The 19,176-nt window shown below is 61.1% G+C and carries 15 protein-coding genes and 3 tRNA genes; all 18 read left to right on the top strand.

Features of this window, described 5'->3' with window-relative positions; all coding sequences use genetic code 11:
* Positions 1-34 precede the first annotated feature (34 nt).
* The 18 genes from purF to HNR03_RS02215 all read left to right on the top strand — a co-directional run bounded on the left by purF (position 35) and on the right by HNR03_RS02215 (position 19,147).
* Positions 35-1,540 carry an amidophosphoribosyltransferase gene (gene purF / locus HNR03_RS02300; RefSeq protein ID WP_010456022.1) on the top strand — a complete coding sequence of 502 codons (1,506 nt, stop codon included), beginning with the start codon at positions 35-37 and terminating at the stop codon, positions 1,538-1,540.
* Positions 1,541-1,604: 64 nt separating this feature from the next.
* Complete coding sequence (locus HNR03_RS02295) at positions 1,605-2,816, top strand: O-succinylhomoserine sulfhydrylase (protein WP_090182294.1); 1,212 nt, start codon at positions 1,605-1,607, stop codon at positions 2,814-2,816.
* Positions 2,817-2,821: 5 nt separating this feature from the next.
* Positions 2,822-3,586, top strand: coding sequence for an SDR family oxidoreductase (locus HNR03_RS02290; protein ID WP_259152069.1), 765 nt, complete (start codon positions 2,822-2,824; stop codon positions 3,584-3,586).
* A gap of 183 nt (positions 3,587-3,769) precedes the next feature.
* A tRNA-Val gene (locus tag HNR03_RS02285) sits at positions 3,770-3,845 on the top strand.
* 56 nt (positions 3,846-3,901) lie between these two features.
* Positions 3,902-3,978, top strand: a tRNA-Asp gene (locus HNR03_RS02280).
* Between the two features lie 91 nt (positions 3,979-4,069).
* A tRNA-Asp gene (locus HNR03_RS02275) sits at positions 4,070-4,146 on the top strand.
* Between the two features lie 382 nt (positions 4,147-4,528).
* Complete coding sequence (locus HNR03_RS02270; protein WP_259150450.1) at positions 4,529-5,038, top strand: sigma-70 family RNA polymerase sigma factor; 510 nt, start codon at positions 4,529-4,531, stop codon at positions 5,036-5,038.
* A complete protein-coding gene (locus tag HNR03_RS02265; RefSeq protein WP_259150449.1) occupies positions 5,035-5,985 on the top strand; it encodes a FecR domain-containing protein in 951 nt (316 codons plus the stop codon). The genes HNR03_RS02270 and HNR03_RS02265 overlap by 4 nt, the downstream gene beginning before the upstream one ends.
* 67 nt (positions 5,986-6,052) lie before the next feature.
* Positions 6,053-8,476, top strand: coding sequence for a TonB-dependent receptor (locus HNR03_RS02260; protein ID WP_259150447.1), 2,424 nt, complete (start codon positions 6,053-6,055; stop codon positions 8,474-8,476).
* A gap of 257 nt (positions 8,477-8,733) precedes the next feature.
* Positions 8,734-9,657 carry an ABC transporter substrate-binding protein gene (locus HNR03_RS02255; protein WP_259150446.1) on the top strand — a complete coding sequence of 308 codons (924 nt, stop codon included), beginning with the start codon at positions 8,734-8,736 and terminating at the stop codon, positions 9,655-9,657.
* Positions 9,654-10,643 (top strand): iron ABC transporter permease, encoded by a 990-nt coding sequence (locus HNR03_RS02250; protein ID WP_259150445.1) that lies wholly within the window; start codon positions 9,654-9,656, stop codon positions 10,641-10,643. The genes HNR03_RS02255 and HNR03_RS02250 overlap by 4 nt, the downstream gene beginning before the upstream one ends.
* Positions 10,636-11,667 (top strand): iron chelate uptake ABC transporter family permease subunit, encoded by a 1,032-nt coding sequence (locus HNR03_RS02245; RefSeq protein WP_259150444.1) that lies wholly within the window; start codon positions 10,636-10,638, stop codon positions 11,665-11,667. Before HNR03_RS02250 ends, HNR03_RS02245 begins: the two co-directional genes overlap by 8 nt.
* A 12-nt stretch (positions 11,668-11,679) precedes the next feature.
* Complete coding sequence (locus HNR03_RS02240) at positions 11,680-12,471, top strand: ABC transporter ATP-binding protein (RefSeq protein ID WP_259150443.1); 792 nt, start codon at positions 11,680-11,682, stop codon at positions 12,469-12,471.
* Positions 12,468-13,253 carry an IucA/IucC family C-terminal-domain containing protein gene (locus HNR03_RS02235; protein ID WP_259150442.1) on the top strand — a complete coding sequence of 262 codons (786 nt, stop codon included), beginning with the start codon at positions 12,468-12,470 and terminating at the stop codon, positions 13,251-13,253. The genes HNR03_RS02240 and HNR03_RS02235 overlap by 4 nt, the downstream gene beginning before the upstream one ends.
* A gap of 319 nt (positions 13,254-13,572) precedes the next feature.
* Positions 13,573-16,404: a xanthine dehydrogenase family protein molybdopterin-binding subunit gene (locus HNR03_RS02230; RefSeq protein ID WP_259150441.1), complete on the top strand. Its 2,832-nt coding sequence runs from the start codon at positions 13,573-13,575 to the stop codon at positions 16,402-16,404.
* The gene (locus HNR03_RS02225; RefSeq protein WP_222585568.1) at positions 16,397-16,936 is read left to right on the top strand and encodes a (2Fe-2S)-binding protein; all 540 of its coding nucleotides are present in this window, start codon (positions 16,397-16,399) and stop codon (positions 16,934-16,936) included. The genes HNR03_RS02230 and HNR03_RS02225 overlap by 8 nt, the downstream gene beginning before the upstream one ends.
* A gap of 2 nt (positions 16,937-16,938) precedes the next feature.
* Positions 16,939-18,174 carry a cytochrome c gene (locus tag HNR03_RS02220; RefSeq protein ID WP_259150440.1) on the top strand — a complete coding sequence of 412 codons (1,236 nt, stop codon included), beginning with the start codon at positions 16,939-16,941 and terminating at the stop codon, positions 18,172-18,174.
* A gap of 1 nt (position 18,175) precedes the next feature.
* Positions 18,176-19,147: an XdhC family protein gene (locus HNR03_RS02215; protein WP_259150439.1), complete on the top strand. Its 972-nt coding sequence runs from the start codon at positions 18,176-18,178 to the stop codon at positions 19,145-19,147.
* The last annotated feature ends 29 nt before the right edge of the window (positions 19,148-19,176 follow it).

The following is a 19,176-nucleotide window of genomic DNA, read 5'->3' as shown; positions in this document are numbered from 1 at the left end:
TCAGTTCAGATCCATTAAGTAGGGGTTGCGTCGCATGTGTGGCATCGTCGGTATCGTCGGTAAGTCGAACGTCAATCAGGCGCTGTATGACGCGCTAACCGTGCTCCAGCACCGCGGCCAGGACGCTGCCGGTATCGTGACCAGCCATGATGGCCGGTTATTCCTGCGCAAGGACAATGGCCTGGTGCGTGACGTGTTCCATCAGCGTCACATGCAGCGCCTCGTCGGCCACATGGGCATTGGCCATGTGCGTTACCCGACCGCAGGCAGCTCGACCTCGGCCGAAGCTCAACCGTTTTACGTCAACTCGCCTTACGGCATCACGTTGGCGCACAACGGTAACCTGACCAACGTTGAACAGTTGGCCAAGGAGATTTACGAATCTGACCTGCGCCACGTCAACACCAATTCCGATTCTGAAGTGCTGCTGAACGTGTTTGCGCACGAACTGGCCCAGCGCGGCAAGTTGCAGCCAACCGAAGAAGACGTGTTTGCGGCGGTCACTGACGTGCACAACCGTTGCGTCGGCGGTTATGCAGTCGTGGCGATGGTGACCGGTTACGGCATCGTCGGTTTCCGCGACCCGCACGGCATCCGCCCGATCGTGTTCGGTCAGCGTCACACCGACGAAGGCGTCGAATACATGATCGCCTCCGAAAGCGTGTCCCTGGACGTGCTCGGTTTCACCCTGATTCGCGACCTGGCACCGGGCGAAGCGGTCTACATCACTGAAGACGGCAAGCTGCACACCCGTCAGTGCGCGACCAACCCGTCACTGACCCCGTGCATCTTCGAACACGTCTACCTGGCGCGTCCGGATTCGATCATCGACGGCGTGTCGGTCTACAAGGCCCGTCTGCGCATGGGTGAGAAGCTCGCCGAGAAGATCCTGCGCGAGCGTCCGGAGCACGACATCGACGTGGTCATCCCGATTCCGGACACCAGCCGCACCGCGGCCCTGGAACTGGCGAACCACTTGGGCGTCAAGTTCCGCGAAGGCTTCGTGAAGAACCGCTACATCGGCCGGACCTTCATCATGCCGGGCCAGGCAGCGCGGAAAAAATCCGTACGCCAGAAGCTCAACGCCATTGAGCTGGAATTCCGCGGCAAGAACGTGATGCTGGTGGACGACTCGATCGTTCGCGGCACCACGTGCAAGCAGATCATCCAGATGGCCCGTGAAGCCGGCGCGAAAAACGTCTACTTCTGCTCCGCTGCCCCGGCCGTTCGCTACCCGAACGTCTATGGCATCGACATGCCGAGCGCTCATGAACTGATCGCCCACAACCGTTCGACCCAGGACGTGGCCGACCTGATCGGTGCCGACTGGCTGATCTATCAGGACCTGCCTGACTTGATCGAAGCGGTCGGTGGCGGCAAGATCAAGATCGAAAAGTTCGATTGCGCGGTGTTCGACGGCCAGTACGTCACCGGCGACGTCGACGAGGCTTACCTGAACAAGATCGAGCAGGCTCGTAACGATGCCTCCAAGGTCAAGACGCAGGCAGTCAGCGCGATCATTGATCTGTATAACAACTGAGTGACAACCGGCCCTGAGGGGCCGGTTTTGTATCTACTAGATGAGCAAGGCAAGGAGTGACAGCATGAGTCAGGATTGGGATGCCGGTCGGCTGGACAGCGACCTCGAAGGCGTAGCGTTCGATACCCTGGCCGTACGCGCCGGTCAGCACCGTACGCCGGAAGCCGAACACGGTGATCCGATGTTCTTCACTTCCAGCTATGTCTTCCGCACCGCTGCTGACGCGGCGGCTCGCTTTGCCGGGGAAGTGCCGGGCAACGTTTACTCGCGCTACACCAACCCGACCGTGCGTGCGTTCGAAGAGCGCATTGCTGCTCTGGAAAGCGCCGAGCAAGCCGTGGCCACCGCCACCGGCATGGCCGCGATCATGGCCGTGGTCATGAGCCTGTGCAGCGCCGGCGACCATGTGCTGGTGTCGCGCAGCGTATTCGGCTCGACCATCAGCCTGTTCGAGAAATATTTCAAGCGCTTCGGCATCGAAGTCGATTACGTGCCCCTGGCGGACTTGTCCGGCTGGGATGCGGCGATCAAGGCCAACACCAAATTGCTGTTCGTCGAATCGCCGTCCAATCCATTGGCCGAGCTGGTGGACATCGCCGAGTTGTCGAAAATCGCTCACGCCAAAGGCGCGATGCTGGTGGTCGACAACTGCTTCTGCACCCCGGCGCTGCAACAGCCGCTGAAGATGGGTGCGGACATCGTCGTGCATTCGGCGACCAAGTTCATCGATGGCCAGGGCCGTTGCATGGGCGGTGTGGTGGCCGGCCGTAGCGAACAAATGAAAGAAGTCGTCGGCTTCCTGCGGACCGCCGGGCCGACGCTGAGCCCGTTCAACGCCTGGATCTTCCTCAAGGGCCTCGAAACCCTTGGCCTGCGCATGAAGGCGCATTGCGCCAACGCGCAGCAACTGGCCGAGTGGCTGGAGCAGCAGGATGGCATCGAGAAAGTCCATTACGCCGGCCTCAAGAGCCATCCGCAGCACGAACTCGCCTTGCGTCAGCAAAAAGGTTTCGGCGCCGTGGTGAGTTTCGAGGTCAAGGGCGGCAAAGATGGCGCCTGGCGCTTTATCGACGCGACGCGCCTGATTTCGATCACCGCCAACCTTGGTGACACTAAAACCACCATCACGCACCCGAGCACCACCTCCCACGGCCGTCTGGCGCCGCAAGAGCGTGAAGCGGCGGGTATCCGTGACAGCCTGATCCGCATCGCGGTCGGTCTGGAAGACGTGGCTGACCTGCAAGCCGATCTGGCGCGCGGGTTGGCTGCCTTGTGATCGAGATGTCCACACCGGGCACTGGCACCCATGGCCGCGTTGCACTGGTCACGGGGGCCGCGCGCGGCATTGGTCTGGGGATCGCGGCCTGGCTGATCTGCGAAGGCTGGCAGGTGGTGCTGACCGATCTGGATCGAGCGCGGGGTTCGAAGGTGGCGAAGGTGCTGGGCGAAAACGCCTGGTTCATCGCCATGGACGTTTCGAACGAGGGTCAAGTGGCGTTGGGTGTCGCCGAAGTGTTGGGGCAATTCGGGCGTCTGGATGCGCTGGTGTGTAACGCGGCGGTGGCCGATCCGCACAACATCACCCTGGAAAGTCTTGATCTGGCGTACTGGAACCGTGTGTTGGCGGTCAATCTCAGTGGGCCGATGCTGTTGGCCAAGCACTGTGCGCCTTATCTGCGCGCTCACAGCGGTGCGATCGTCAACCTGGCCTCGACCCGCGCCGCACAGTCGGAGCCGGACACAGAGGCCTATGCGGCGAGCAAGGGCGGTCTGTTGGCCCTGACTCACGCATTGGCCATCAGTCTCGGGCCGGAGATTCGGGTAAACGCGGTGAGCCCGGGCTGGATCGATACCCGGGATCCGGCGGTACGACGTGCCGAGCCGTTGACCGATGCCGATCATGCCCAGCATCCTGCGGGCAGGGTAGGGGCGGTCGAAGACGTCGCGGCGATGGTGGCCTGGCTACTGTCGAAGAACGCCGGTTTCGTCACGGGCCAGGAGTTTGTGGTCGATGGCGGCATGACCAAGAAGATGGTCTACGCGTAGAAGCTGCAGGTCTCAAGCTACAAGCGGCAATTAAAGGCGAGCCCGTGCAGGCCCTCAATCCGCAATCCGGCTTTTACTGGCCGCTTGAAGCTTGTGACTTGAAGCTGTTTTGAAAAAAACTTCAATCCTGCTATTGACTTAGGTTCGCTACCTGCGTAAATTTCGCGGCCTCAACGAAGCAAAGGGTGATTAGCTCAGCTGGGAGAGCATCTGCCTTACAAGCAGAGGGTCGGCGGTTCGATCCCGTCATCACCCACCACTTCTTGAGAGTCTTGCGAAAGCAAGATGGAAGCTTTTAAAAGCCTCCACCGACGCGCAGCGGTAGTTCAGTCGGTTAGAATACCGGCCTGTCACGCCGGGGGTCGCGGGTTCGAGTCCCGTCCGCTGCGCCATATTTTCCGAGTCAGGTTCGCCTGGTTCGAGATTGAAAGCCTCGAAGCTTCCAGTCAGACGAGTTACTTGGACGCAAGTCCAAAGCGATACGCAGCGGTAGTTCAGTCGGTTAGAATACCGGCCTGTCACGCCGGGGGTCGCGGGTTCGAGTCCCGTCCGCTGCGCCATATCTGCTTCAAGGCCCACTGAACGCCTTGAAGCTACAAAGAAAGCCGCTGGCTATCTTTGAGTCGATAGCAAAGACCCTGGTCGAAAGACCGGGGTTTTTTGTGTCTGCGATTTGGCTTTTCCCTCCTTTCCCCTGGTCATCAGGGATTCGCATCGGTCACGCCGGTGCAGATCTGCAATGAATTTTGCCCTTTCTTGATAATTCCCCTCAATCACCCGCAGCCATGATTAGCCGGTGCCTGCACGCCGAAATCTCCCATCCGTTACTCATTCATTCAAGTGTTCACTGGGTGCAAAGCGCACAAAGCGCTTTATCTGACGCCTCAACACTAATTAGAATGAGTCGCATTTAAAATATTTCTTCGCGCAGGGTTTCTATAGATGAGTGATGCGGCGATGCCGACGGGGCAAACCTTCCACGACCTGTACCGCGACCACCGGGGCTGGCTGGAAAGCTGGTTGAGACGACGCATGAGCAATGGCAGCGATGCAGCGGACCTCAGCCAGGACACGTTCGTGCGTTTACTCGCCAGCTCCCAACGCATCGCTGACCTGGAAGAACCCCGCGCCTACTTGGCGACCGTCGGTAAGCGCCTGCTCACCAACTTCTACAAGCGTCGCAGTCTGGAGCAGACTTATCTCAATGCATTGGCGCTGTTGCCTGAAGACTGCGTGCCATCCCCCGAGCAGCGCTGGATTCTGCTGGAAGCCCTGCAAGCGCTCGACGAATTGCTTGATGGCTTGCCGAGGCCAGTGCGACGGGCATTTCTCTGGAGCCAGCTCGAAGGCCTGGGTTATCAAGAGATCGCCGAGCGCCTGCAAGTCTCGGAGCGCACTATCAAGCGCTATATGGCGCAAGCCTATGAACATTGTCTGCTGGTGGAACTGTGATCGGTTCAGCACCTTCGGCTGAAGCCCGACAAGTCGTAAGGGCCGCCGCGCAGTGGCTGGCGCTCATGGAGTCCGGTTCCGCCAATGAGCGTGATCGTGCCGAGTTGCAAAGTTGGCGCGACAGTCATTCCAGTCACGAACAGGCCTGGCAAAGGGCGCAACTCTTGCGCCAACGCTTTGCCGACCTTCCGCCCGCGCTGGCGATGGCCAGTCTGGACCGCCCGCAAGCGAGTCGGCGCGCCGTCCTCAAACGCGCTGTCGGCGCGGTGGCGCTGGTGCCGACAGCCTGGCTGATCAGTCGACAATTGCCGCTGGATGTCTGGGGAGCCGACCTGCGCACCGCGACCGGGGAGGGCAAGAAAGTCCGGTTGATCGATGGCAGTACGCTGCAATTGAACACCGCGAGCGCCGTCGATCTCGATATGAATAATCGGCTTCTGAAACTCGTAGAAGGCGAAATAGCGCTGAATGAGCCCGGCACCGCACCGCTGACGATCCAGACGCACTTTGGGCAAGTCATCGTCAGTCAGAGCGACGTGTGCGTTCGTCAGGGGCCGTCGGGGTGCAAGGTATCGGTGCTTAAAGGCACGGTGCAGTTGCAGCCTCTGCGCGGGCCAGTCTTTTCATTGCGCGGCGGCCAGCAAGTCAGCCTTCAAGCGGCGGGCGCCGGCGCTGTGGAACCCTTCGATGTGTTCGCCCCAGGCTGGCGCGACGGTGTGCTGATGGCGCAAAACCAACCCTTGGGGGATTTCCTGCGTGAACTCAGTACCTATCGTCCAGGCGTATTGCGCTGGGAGCCCGAACTGGAATCCCTGCGCGTCACCGGTAGTTTTCGTCTGCAAGACACTGATCGCATCCTTGCGTTGCTGGCGGCCAGCCTGCCGCTGGAAGTGCATTCGCGCACGCGTTATTGGGTAACGCTGCTGCCGCGCAAAAATAGTGTTTGAGGCGTGTCCCCTTTTTTCGTGTTGCTTGTCATTCAAGGCATGTAAAACGAAATCAGAGAGATTCTCAATGCCCGCAGTGATGTCTTGCAGTACGCGTCTGGCTCCATTCAGGCTGCGCCCGTTGTTGCACTTGAGCCTGTTGTTGAGCCTGAGTGCCTGTCCGTTGTTCATCACTGCTGGTTGGGCTGACGATGCTTCGCGACGCAGTTATCAGGTGCCGGCCGGCAGCCTCGGCGCCGCGCTGACCCGTTTCGCCGGACTGGCCGGGGTCAATCTGTCAATGGATCCGTCGCTCGTCAGCGGTCGCAACAGCCCTGGTCTTTCCGGTGAGTTCGCGGTCGAGGAGGGCTTTGCTCGACTGTTGCAGGGTTCCGGTCTGCAATTGCAGCCGGTGGGCGAGCAGGCGTACATCCTGACCCCGGTGCCAGAAGGCGGCAGCCTGCAACTGGCGCCGACTTCGGTTCTCGGTGCCACGGGCGGAACGGACGGCGAGGCGTATGCCGGTGGACAGGTCGCGCGCAAAGGGTCACAAGGCTTGCTGGGCTCGAAAGATTTCATGGAAACGCCGTTCAGCATGACCACCTACACCAGCGAGGTGGTCAAGAACCAGCAGGCGCGTACCTTGGGTGACCTGGTTGCCAATGATCCGTCGGTTCGCGTCACCAACCCGGCGGGCGGACGTTATGAGCAGTTCACGATTCGCGGGCTCAGCCTGTTCAACAGCGATGTTTCCTATAACGGCCTCTACGGCGTCCTGCCGACCTATACGATCGACATGGAGATGGCCGACCGCGTCGACATCCTCAAAGGCCCGAGCGAGCTGATCAACGGCATCTCGCCGCGGGGCAGTGTCGGTGGCGGGATCAACGTGGTGCCCAAGCGCGCCACCGACACGCCGATCACCTCGCTCACCGCCAACTATGCCTCCAACAACCAGATCGGCGGTGCCGTGGATATCGGCCGGCGCTTTGGTGAAGATGACAAATTCGGGATTCGTTTCAACGGTGTGAAGCAGTCCGGTGATACCGAATGGGACCACCAGAGTGTCGACCGCGACATGGCGGTACTGGGCCTGGATTTTCGCGGTGATCGGCTGCGACTCTCGACGGATGTCGGGCACACCGAGCGCGATACTGATGCCCCGCAGGAGCGTGTGACCGTCGGCGCCAACGCGCAGGTTCCCCATGCCAGCGATGTTCGCCGCAACTATGCGCAGCCGTGGAGCAAGGCGCGGACCAAGGACACCTTCGGTATGGTGAACGGCGAATTCGACGTTAGTGATTCCGTCATGCTGTACGGCGGTGTCGGGGCGCGTAAAAGCAATCATGACTTCCTCCGGCATGCCGTTTCGATTACCAACGACGCCGGTGATTTCAGCGTTCTGCCCCGCGACTTCACCCGTGACGAAAATGTCCGCACGGCGAATGTGGGTGTGCGCAACTGGTTCCACACCGGTCCTGTCAGCCATGAAGTCAACCTGGCGGCCAGCTACTTCTACATGGACTTTGAAAATGGCGGCGCCCGTTATGCCGCATCCCCCAGTAACCTCTACGACCCCGTGGAAACACCGACACCAGTCCGGCCCACGCGACAGGATCCCAAGGTCTACACCGAGAACCGCTTTAGCGGCGTGGCGTTGTCCGACACCCTGGGCTTCTTCGATGACCGCGTACTGCTGACGCTCGGTGCCCGCTGGCAGCGCGTGAAGGTCGACGACTGGTCGGACAATATCAAGGGCAACACCGCCTACGACGAGGAAAAAGTTTCGCCATCGGGTGGCATCCTGTTCAAGGCCACCGACAAGCTGTCGCTGTATGCCAACTACATGGAAGGCCTGAGCCAGGGCAAGATTGCGCCATCGACCTCGGTGAACGAAGACGAGATCTTCCCGCCGTTTATCAGCCGCCAGGTCGAGGTCGGTGCCAAATATGACGCGGGTCCGTTCGCCGTAACGGCAGCGGTGTTCCAAATCAAGCAACCGGCCTATGAAACCAACGCCATCACGCGGGTCTTCGGCCCGAACGGCAAGCGCGAAAACACCGGTATGGAAGTGAGCGTGTTCGGTGAACCGCTCAACGGTGTCCGCCTGCTGGGCGGTGTCATGTACATCGACAGCGAGCTGACCAACACCACCAACGGCACCTTCGACGGCAACCGCGCACCGGCCACACCGAAATACAACGTCAATGTGGGTGCTGAATATGACGTGCGGTCCGTGGAAGGCCTGACCCTGACCAGTCGCGCCATCTATTCCAGCTCGCAGTACCTGGACCAGTCCAACGTCAAGGAAATCGACGCCTGGACGCGCATGGACGTCGGCGCTCGCTACGCGTTCAAGCTCGACGAGAAGATCATCACCCTGCGGGCCAATGTCGAGAACGTGGCGGACAAGCGCTATTGGAGTTCCGCCGGAGCCTCGGATGACAGTGAGCCCGGATTGACGCTCTCGACCCCACGAACCTATCTCCTGTCCGCCACCGTCGACTTCTGAAAACGGGGCACATACAGGAAGTATTGCTGCGAGTTATCCGGGGCTGCTATCCCCGGTTACCCCTTGCGTTCATGGTGAGCGTGCGGACCATGCACTGGTTTTTTCAATCAGCTTGAGTAGAAGGAAAATAATTGGATGAACTTCACCGCACTGGCCACAGAAGTTGCTGCTTACGCCGATGATCGAACGGGCGGGCGGCCACGGCAGCATGCCGTTCGGCAAAGGCCAGGTGGTGAACCCTTTCCACCGGTTGCATCGTGAAGACTGAACTTCAACCTCATCCCTCCAGGCGCACGCTGTTGCGCCTGTCGTTGGGCGTGCTTGCAGTCAGGTTTTCCATGCCTGTGTGGGCGCAAACCGACGCCGCGCCGCTGCGGGTGATCACCCTGTTTCAGGGCGCCACCGACAGCGCCGTGGCGTTGGGCGTTACGCCGTGCGGCATCGTCGATTCGTGGAGCGAGAAACCCACCTATCGCTATTTGCGTTCGGCGCTGGAGCCGGTACCCCATGTCGGGCTGGAAACCCAGCCCAGCCTGGAGGACATCGCGCTGTTGAAACCAGACGTAATCATCGCCTCGCGCTTTCGTCATGAACGCATCGCCCCGTTGCTGAAGCAGATCGCCCCGGTGGTGATGCTGGAGGAAGTGTTCGAGTTCAAAAAGACCCTGGCGCTTATGGGCGTTGCCTTGTACCGGCAACAACGGGCCGATGAGGTGTTGGCCCACTGGCAGCAGCGTGTGGCGCAATTGCGTCTGCAATTGCAGCGCAAGTTTGCCGGGCGCTGGCCGCCCACCGTGTCGATTCTGGATGTGCGTGAGGACCACATCCGCAGCTATCTGCCGGCAAGCTTTGCGGGTTCCGTCATCACTGAATTGGGCTTTGACTGGAGTGAAGCCAGTCGGACGGCGAGCGGGGTGTCGATCAAACTCACCAGCAAGGAAAGCCTGGCGGTGGTGAATGCCGATATTTTCTTCATCTTCTTGCGCGCGGAGAAAGCGGCAGTGCAGCGAAATTATGAAAGTCTGGTGCAGCACCCGCTGTGGCAACAAATGCGCGCACCGCAACAGGGCCAGGTGTGGCGGGTCGACGGCGTCGCGTGGAGCCTGTCTGGCGGCATGCTCGGGGCGAACCTGATGCTCGATGACGTTGCCCGCCTGGTCACGGCGGACGCGGCCTCATGAGTAACGCGTTGAAGATGTGGAGTGCGGGCGTTGTGTTGTTGCTGAGCGCTGTGCTGAGCCTGGCGGTCGGGGCCACCTGGATTCCGTTGTCGCAGGTTTTCGCGGCGTTTGTGCATCCCGATCCCTTGAGCGTCAGCCATGTGCTGGTCACCACCACACGTCTGTCGCGGACCTTGATGGCCATGGCGGTGGGCGCGAGCCTCGCGGTGGCCGGCGCCCTGATGCAAGCGCTGACGCGCAATCCGCTGGCGTCTCCCGGACTGTTCGGGATCAATGCCGGGGCGACGTTTTTTATCATCCTGTTTTCGTCGTTGTTCTCCCTGTCGTCCCCGGACGCGTGGCTGTGGTGCGCGTTTATCGGTGCGGCGGTGGCGGGCAGTCTGGTGTGGCTGATCGGCAACATGGGGCAGGGCAGTCTCAGCCCGTTGCGCATTGTGCTGGCGGGTGCGGCGATGGCGGCGTTGTTCTCCGCATTCAGCCAGGCGTTGCTGGTGGTCAATCAGGATGGGCTGGATACGGTGCTGTTCTGGCTCGCGGGTTCATTGACCGAACGCAGCCTGTCGGTCGCCGCGCCGTTGCTGCTGTGTGGCGTGCTCGGATTGTTCGGCGCGATGCTGTTGGCGGGGCAGGTCAACGTGCTGAATGCCGGGGAAGAAATCGCTACTGGCCTCGGCCAGCGAACCGGATTGATCCGGCTGCTGATGAGCGTGCTGGTGGTGTGCCTGGCGGGCAGTGCGGTGGCGTTGGCCGGCAGCATCGGGTTTATCGGTTTGCTGGTGCCGCACATGGTGCGCAAAGGCTTGTCGATTGATCACCGCTGGTTGCTGCCGGGGTGCGCGCTGCTGGGCGCGATTGTTTTGCTGCTGGCGGATACCTTGTCGCGGGTGCTGATCTTGCCGCAAGAGGTGCCGGTGGGGGTGATGACCGCACTGTTCGGCGCGCCGTTTTTCATTCTGTTGGCCCGTCGTGGAGGTCGTTATGGATAAGGTCCTGACCTGGCGTCGTAGCGGGTTCTCCCGGCGGATCAATATCGCGACGTTGTGGCGATTGCTGGCGGCGTTGATGGTGACGGCCCTGATCATGCTGGGCTCGTTGTCCCTGGGCAAAGTCATGCTCTCGCCGCTGAAAGTGCTGCGCATCCTGCTGTCGAACCAGGACGCCAGCCTGACGTTTATCGTCGAGCAATTGCGCTTTCCACGCATCCTGCTGGCGGCGCTGGTGGGCGCGGCGTTGTCGGTGTCCGGGCTGATTCTGCAAAGCATCATCCGCAATCCGTTGGCCTCGCCTGACTTGCTCGGCATCACCAGCGGCGCCAGTACGGCGGCGGTGTTGTATTTATCGTTTTTCTCGGTGGCGCTGGGTCAACAGTATCTGCCGCTGGCGGCAATGCTCGGCGCGGGGCTGGCGGCACTGGCGATTTATCTGCTGGCCTGGAAACAGGGCGCCTCACCGCTGCGGCTGGTGTTGATCGGCGTCGGCATCTCGGCAATGTTGACCGCCGCCACCACATTCATTTTGGTGTTCAGTCCGTTGACCACGACCCTGTCGGCTTATGTCTGGCTGACCGGCAGCGTCTACGGCGCCAGTTGGCCCGAGCCGCTGGCGTTGGGTGCCTGGCTGCTGGGCATTTGTCCGCTGCTGGTTTTCCTGGCGCGGCAGGTGATGGTACAGCAACTGGATGACAGCCTCGCACTGGACATTGGCGTGCGCGTGCAATGGCTACGCGCCGGTTTGTTGCTGGTCAGCGTGGCGTTGGCCGGTGCGGCGATTGCCTGGGGCGGGGCGATCGCGTTTGTCGGGCTGATCGCGCCGCACATTGCCAAGCGTCTGGTGGCGCCGGGGTTTGGCGGCCAGGCGGTGATGGCCGCGCTGGTCGGCGCGAACCTGGTGGTGCTGGCCGACGTTGCCGGGCGCACGCTGTTTTTACCGCTGGACCTGCCCGCCGGGATTTTTGTCGCCGTGCTCGGCACACCCTTTTTTCTCTATCTGTTGATTAAACAACGTCATTAAGGAATTCAACGTATGACGTCGATTGCAAGTCGCGGCCTGACCCTGAGTTATCAGCGCCAGGTGATTATTGACGCGCTGGACATGCAACTGCCCCAAGGCAAGATTTCGGTATTGATCGGCAGCAATGGCTGCGGCAAAAGCACCTTGCTCAAATCCTTCGCGCGGCTGCTGAAACCGCAGCAGGGCTCAGTGATTCTCAACGGCGTGGATATTCAGCAGAAAACCACTGCCGCCGTGGCTTGGGAGTTGGCGATCTTGCCGCAAACACCGAGCGCGCCGGAGGGCATTACCGTGCGGCAACTGGTGGCGCTGGGACGCTATCCGTATCAGAGCTGGATGCAGCAGTGGTCGGCGGAAGATGAAGCCATGGTCAACCGCGCGCTGGCGCAAACCAGTCTGTTGGCCCTGGCGGATCGGCCGGTGGACGCATTGTCCGGCGGGCAGCGCCAACGCGCTTGGATCGCCATGACCCTGGCCCAGGACACCGGCATCGTGTTGCTCGACGAACCGACCACATTCCTCGACCTGGCGCATCAGATTGAAGTGTTGGATCTGTTGCGCGACCTCAACCGGCTCGAAAACAAAACCATCATCATGGTGCTCCACGACCTCAACCTGGCCTGCCGTTACGCCGACCACATGGTGGCGGTGCACAACCAGACCGCATTCGCCCAGGGCCGGCCCGACGAGGTACTGACCGAGGCGTTGGTCAAAACCGTGTTCGACCTCAATTGCCGGATCATCCCCGATCCGTTCTTCGGCACGCCGCTGTGCATTCCGTTTGGCCGGGAACTGCCGCAATGAATCTGGCCGGTCACTTCACGGCTTCAGAGTGGGCGGCATTGTCCGGTGAGTTGCGGCTCAAGGACAGCGCCGACCGCGACTCGCTGCGTTCGCTGCTGGCCCGGGACTTGTTGCAGGAAGAGGTGTGCGTGCAACTGCTGGACGCGTTGGGCCCGGTGATCGGCTCGCCGACTCGGGCGATTACCGCCTCGTTGCTGGGCAAGCGCTTGTCGTTTCTGGCGACCGGTGCCTGTTTGTATGCGATGTCGATGTATGACAAAGGCTTGCTGATGTCCCTGGACAACACGGTGGTCGAATACGGTCACGATGACGGGTTATGGACGTCTTCGATGCCGATTAGCCATTCCCGTCTACTGACGTATGAAGCGGGCAAGCGCGAAGCCTGGCGCGAATCCATCGTTCAAGCGCTGTTTGCCGATCTGCTAAAACCGCTGTGGCAAACCTTCAATCGGGTCACCGGCGTTTCCCGACGCATCCTTTGGGAAAACACGGCCGTTCGCGTCTATTCACTGTATGAAAAACATATGGTGACAATCGACGACCCAGCAGTGCGCGAACGCTGTGAAGCGGATTTCAACTGGCTGATGACCCAAGCCGAACCGGCGCTGTTCGGTCTCGATTACAACCCGCTGAGCCATTTTCGTCGACCGCCGACGCTGGTAGATGAGGGGCAACGCAGCATCCGCTTTCGCCGAACCTGTTGCTTCTACTACTTGGCCACCGAGCCCGTTGAATACTGCTCGAACTGCCCGTTGCTGCGTCCGGGGAAAAAATGCCGATGAGTTCCCTGATTAACCTCCGCCAATAAACCTCGGCCCGAACTTAATCGCTGAGTAGCGAATGAGCCGTCGTTCACCATCGGCCATTTTTCCGACCGCGACTTCGATTTATTGCAGCGCAACGCTGCAATATTTTGATTCTTTGGTCAGTTTTTCGTGTCTGGATATTTGCCGCGAGCGTATAAGCCTATAAACTTAACCTTTCGGTCAGCTTTGCACTGTCTATTCGGCCCTTTGTATCGTCAGGAAGGGCTTCTGCAAGACTCGAGATTCCCCGTACATAACCAGAAGGGCGGACCCATAACCGCCCAGAGGATGATCCATGTCCAACCGTGATATATCCCGGCGCTCGTTCCTGCAGGGCGGGCTGGTGGCGGGTGTGAGCGTCACGCTCACGCCGCTCAGCAGTCAGGCGCTGGCGGCCTTGATGGAAAACAGCGTGACCGTGCCGTCCGAGCAATGGCTCGGCAACAACGGCAAGGCGCGCTCGCGTAACGATGCCTTGTCCAAGGTCTGCGGCAGCAAAGTCTTTGCCCGCGACATCCGCGCCAAGGACATGCCGGGCTGGCCCGAGCAGCAAGGCCACGCCATGCTGCTGAAAACCACCAAGGCCGACCGCATTTATGCCGGGTACGACCTGGCGTGGCTCGGTGCCGAATTGCAGCCCGACCGCATCGTTACCGCCGCGGACCTGGACAAGGACGGCATCGTCTTCCCCGAAGAGCACGCGCCTGATCCGCTGCTGCCGGAAGGCAAGGTGCCGATGTTCATCGGGCATCCCGTGGCGATCCTGATCTGGAACGACTTCGAGCGCTTCCGCCAGGCCAAGGCCAAACTCAAATTCAATGACAAAGCGATTCGTTACGGTGCTCAGGTGCCGTTCTACGAAGGCGATCCCTACGGCAGCTTCCGCTATGTGCGGGTCGGCGGCGCGACCTCGGCAGACGAAGACGAATTCGCCAGCCTCAAGGATTCGATCCTGTTCCCGATGCTGAAAAACCGTCGCCCGGTGTGGAATTCCCACCCGAACTTGCACGGTAACCTGACCGAGCGCGGCTTGTTCTACGCCGACCGTATGAAGCAGCAGATAGACACTCCGCCAGACAACTGGCTGGTGTTCGACGAACGCTACAAAACCCCTTCGATCGAACCCGCTGCGATGGAGCCGGACAACGGCAACGGCTGGTACGACCCGGCGACCAAGACCCTGCATTTCGTGGTGGCGACTCAGTGTCCGCTGGAAGCCGCGACGGAAACCGCGAAGATGATCGCGCCGTCCCGCTTCGGCCTGGCCAACCTGAACATGCACCCCGGCTACACCGTGGGTTACGGGTCCAAAGACCACAACATTTTCGTTTATTACGCGGCATTGGCGGCGTTGTACGGCGCCGGTGTTCCGGTGCGGCTGGCCAACGATCGGTACGAACAATTCCAGAGCGGCATCAAGCGTCACCCGTTCGACATCCGCTACCAATTGGCTGTCGACAAGACCGATCACAGCTTCAAGATTTTCCGCGCCGAGATGAGCGTCGACGGCGGTGGACGCATCAATTACAGCCCATCGGTGGCGGCGGTTGGCGCCACGGCAGCGCAGTCGATCTACTACATGCCGCAGAACGACCTGCAGGTCACGGCTTATCACTCTCGCGCCGTTGAAGCCGGCTCGATGCGCGGTTATGGCACCCTGCAAAGCATGGCGTCCACCGAGATGATGGTCGATGAAATTGCCAATCGCCTCGGCATCGACGCCATTGATCTGCGCAAGAAAAACGCCATGGTTTCGGGCATGAAAAACACCCAGGGCGCGGTGCCGGCGGGTGCCTTGCGCCTGCACGAGATTCTCGACAAGGCCGCCGTTCACGAAGTCTGGAAAAACCGCGACGCGATCAAGAAACAGCGAGAAGCCCAGGACCCGGACAACTGGTACGGCATCGGTTTTGCCATTTGCCAGAAAGACTTCGGCACCGGTTCCGAAGCACCGATGGCCAGCATCGAATTCAGCGCTGAAGGCCGCATCCACCTGCGTCACATCGGCATTGAAATCGGCACCGGCATGTCCACGTCGCAAGCAATGGTGGTGGCGGATTTCCTTGGCAGCCCGGCGCATGAAGTGAAGACCGGTGAGACCGAGTGGAAAGAGTTGCAGCTGATCACCAGCGGCAACCCGTACATCATGAGCCAGGCCGAGCAGGACGGATTCCTGCGTAATCCGCGCTGGGTCGGCAAGTTGGCTTCCGCTTCGTCGGCGACCAACTCCGCGTACTACTTCAGCCACGCCACCCGTGAAGCGGCGCGTGTGCTGTTCAACCACGGTTTGTGGCCGGCAGCGCTGCAGATCTGGGGCCAAGGTCCTTATGGCGGTCAGGCCAACCCGTATGTGGTACGTCGCGAAGACGCGCATTGGGTCGACGGCAAACTCACCGCCAACGGCATGCAGCCGCTGAGCTTTGAGCAGTTGGCCAAGTTCGCTCATGAGAAAGGCCTGGTCACCGGCGCGACGGTGCACGGTTTCAACCGCTGGAGCTGGGCCGAGGCCGAGTTCAGCATCGACGGCGTGCGTGAGCGCCTGCCGCTGGATGGCCTGGCAGTCAAGTACGGCGACGGCGCGCCAAGCGTGAAAAAGGCGCAGATGAGCAGCGCCGGTTTCCATCTGCTGGATCGGCAGAACGTCCATTACCCGGACACCCAGCTGAACAACGCGGCCGTGACTTACTACAGCCCGGTGGCGACGCTGGTGGAATTGAAAGTGAACAAGGGCTCGGCCGAAGTCCAGGTGCTCAACCATCACTCGTGGGTCGAGTGCGGTCGGGTGCTGGTGGAAGAGTTGGTGAAAGGTCAGATCGAAGGCGGCACCGCCATGGGCATCGGCCATGCGTTGCTCGAAGAGATGCCGCTGTACGAAGGCGGGCCGGGGGAGGGTGACTGGAACTTCAACCGTTACCGCCTGCCGATGGCGCGCCACGTCGCAGTCTGGAAGCAGACGGCCGAGATACTGCCGCCGCTGTCGCCCAGCGATCCATCCAAGGGCATTGCCGAAGTGGTGATGATTCCGGTGGTCGGTGCCATCGGTAACGCCGTGGCCCACGCCATCGGCAAACGGGTCCGCGACCTGCCTATCACTTCCGCACGCATCAAGGAGGCCCTCAATGGCTAACCGTCCGCTTCAACTGACCCTCAACGGTCAATCCGTCGGCCCGGTGGACATCCCTGATGACCTGCCGATGATCGATTACCTGCACGAATACAAAAACCTCACCGGCTCGCGTCTGGGCTGCGGCCAGGGCATCTGCCACGCCTGTGTGGTGATCGTCGACAACCCTGACGGCACCAGCGAAGAAGTGCGCACCTGCATTACCGGTGCGCACTATTTCGAAGGCAAAAAAGTGCGGACCATCGAAGGCCATGCAAAGCGCGACGAGCAGGGCAAGGTCACTGAGCTGAATCCGATCCAGCAGCGATTCGTCGATGAGTTTGCCTTCCAGTGCAGTTACTGCGCGCCGGGTTTCGTCAACGCCGCGACCGTGCTGGTGGAAAAACTGCAGCGTCAACCGATCGTCAAAAGCCAGCTGGAGCAAGTCATCGAGGACAGCCTCGGTCACCACATCTGCCGTTGCACCGGCTACGTGCGTTACTACAGCGCGACGCGCAACGTGCTCACCGATCTCGGCCTGGTCAAGGAGGGTTAAGCATGAAGCCTCTACTTTCCCGCCTGGCGTTGGCGGTTGGCCTGGTGGCCCCGGTGTTGCTGGCGCACGCGGATGATCAGGTGAAACGCGGCGAATACCTCGCCCGCGCCGCCGACTGCATGGCTTGCCACACCGCGCCGGGTGGCGCGCCGTTTGCGGGCGGTCTGCCGATCGTTTCGCCGTTCGGGACGATCTACGGCACCAACATCACCCCGAGCAAAGAGCACGGCATCGGCCTCTACAGCGATGACGAATTTTTCGCCGCACTCACCAAAGGCAAGCGTCGTGACGGCGCGAACCTGTACCCGGCGATGCCCTACACCTCGTATCACCTGATGCCGCGTGAAGACTCCGACGCGATCCACGCGTACCTGAAAACCGTCGAACCGATTGAACGCGCAGCGCCGGTCACGAGCCTGAGCTTTCCGTTCAACGTACGTCTGGGCCTGACGGGCTGGAACACGCTCTACGGCAAGGACGTGAAACTGGCGTCCACCGAAGGCAATAGCGAAGCCTTCAAACGTGGCCAATACCTGGTCGACGTGCTCGGTCACTGCGGCGAGTGCCACACGCCGCGTGGCTTGCCGGGTGCGATGCAGCAGGACAAACGCATGACCGGCGGCCTGCTCAACGGTTACCTGGCGCCGAGTCTGCTGGCCAACGACCTGGCCGCTCGCGGCTGGAATCATCAGGACCTGAGTTCGTTCCTCAAGCACGGCATGAGCGCCCAAGGCACGATGTTCAACGAGATGTTTCCGGTGTTCCACAACAGCACCCAAGGCCTCAACGACCCGGACCTGGCGGCGATGGCGACGTTCCTGTTGGGCGATCAGCCGCCGACGGCGAAAGCGCTGACTGACGTGCCGCTGGACAAGCTGAGCGCCAGCGCCCAACGCGGTCGTCAGGAATACTTGAACGTCTGCGCCGGTTGCCACGCATCGGACGGCGAGGGCAAGCCGCACATCGCGGTGGCCATGCGCGGCAACACCACGTTGCGCCTTGAAGATCCGCGCAACCTGGTGCGGGTTATCGACGACGGGATCGGTGAGCAGAAGTTTGCCGGGTTCGAGCGCATGCAACCGATGCCGGGGTTTGCCAACAAACTCAGCCACGAGCAGCTCACTGACCTGCTGAACTACCTGCGTCAGGGGTTGGGTGGCCAGTCGGCTGATCTGGCGGTGAATGACGTGCAGAAGCTGCGGGCCGATGCACCGCCGCTCGAGCACAAGGCGCACTGACATGCAGCATCTCGATCTGCAGGTGGTACGACGGGCGCTGGAATGGTCGATGGCCGGCCAGCGCACCTGGCTGTGCACGGTGCTCGCCACTTACGGTTCGGCGCCGCGCGCGCCCGGCTCGATGCTGGCGGTGAATACGGATGGGCAGTGGATCGGCTCGCTGTCTGGCGGCTGTGTGGAGGAAGACTTCCTCGAGCGCGTCGCCGAGGGAGCGTTTGTTGAAGCTGTCAGCGTGGTCCGTTACGGCGAAGGTGATGACCCGCGCGCTCGCGTGAGTCTGCCCTGCGGCGGCGTCCTCGATGTGCTGGTGGAGAGGCTTGAGCCCGACTGCGAGGTGCAGGCCCATCTGCGGCAACTGGAGTCGGCGCTGTTGGGCCAGCGTCGGCTGATCCGTGAAGTCGATCTCGCCAGCGGGGCGCGCAGTCTGTTGGATGACCGCGAGCAGGGCGTGCGCATCGAGCGCGAGATCGATCGGGTTCGTGTGCGGATTGGCGCGGCGCAACGGTTGCTGTTGGCGGGGTATTCCAGCGTCGCTCAGGCGTGTGCGGAGTTTGCGGTGGGCCTGGGTTTCGAGGTGATTCTCTGTGATCCGCGCGATGAAGTGCTGGAAGGTGTGGTGCTGGAAAACGTCGAGATTCGTCGTCAGTTGCCGTCTGTGTTCATTGCGGACGGCGGCTGCCACAGCGACACTGCGGTGGTGGCGTTGACGCACGATCCACGCATTGACGATTTGGCGATGATGGAAGCGGTGCGTACCGAGGCGTTTTACATCGGCGTGATGGGCTCGATGCAAACCTCGCAAAAGCGCTTCGAGCGGCTGCGCAGGATTGGTGGTTTGGGGGAGGCGGAGTTGTCTCGGATTCATGCGCCTATCGGCTTGAACCTTGGCAGCAAGACTCCGGCCGAAATCGCCTTGGCCGTACTGGCTGATATCCTGCGAATCCGCAGCGGCATCGCGCGGGATCGACTCTAACGCAATCCCCCCTGTGGGAGCGGGCTTGC

Origin of the sequence: Pseudomonas sp. JAI111, assembly GCF_024809425.1 — a bacterium.
In the GTDB taxonomy this organism is placed as follows: Bacteria; Pseudomonadota; Gammaproteobacteria; order Pseudomonadales; family Pseudomonadaceae; genus Aquipseudomonas.
The sequence above is the reverse complement of the archived record's forward strand: the minus strand, read 5'-3'. Positions and strand labels throughout refer to the sequence as shown.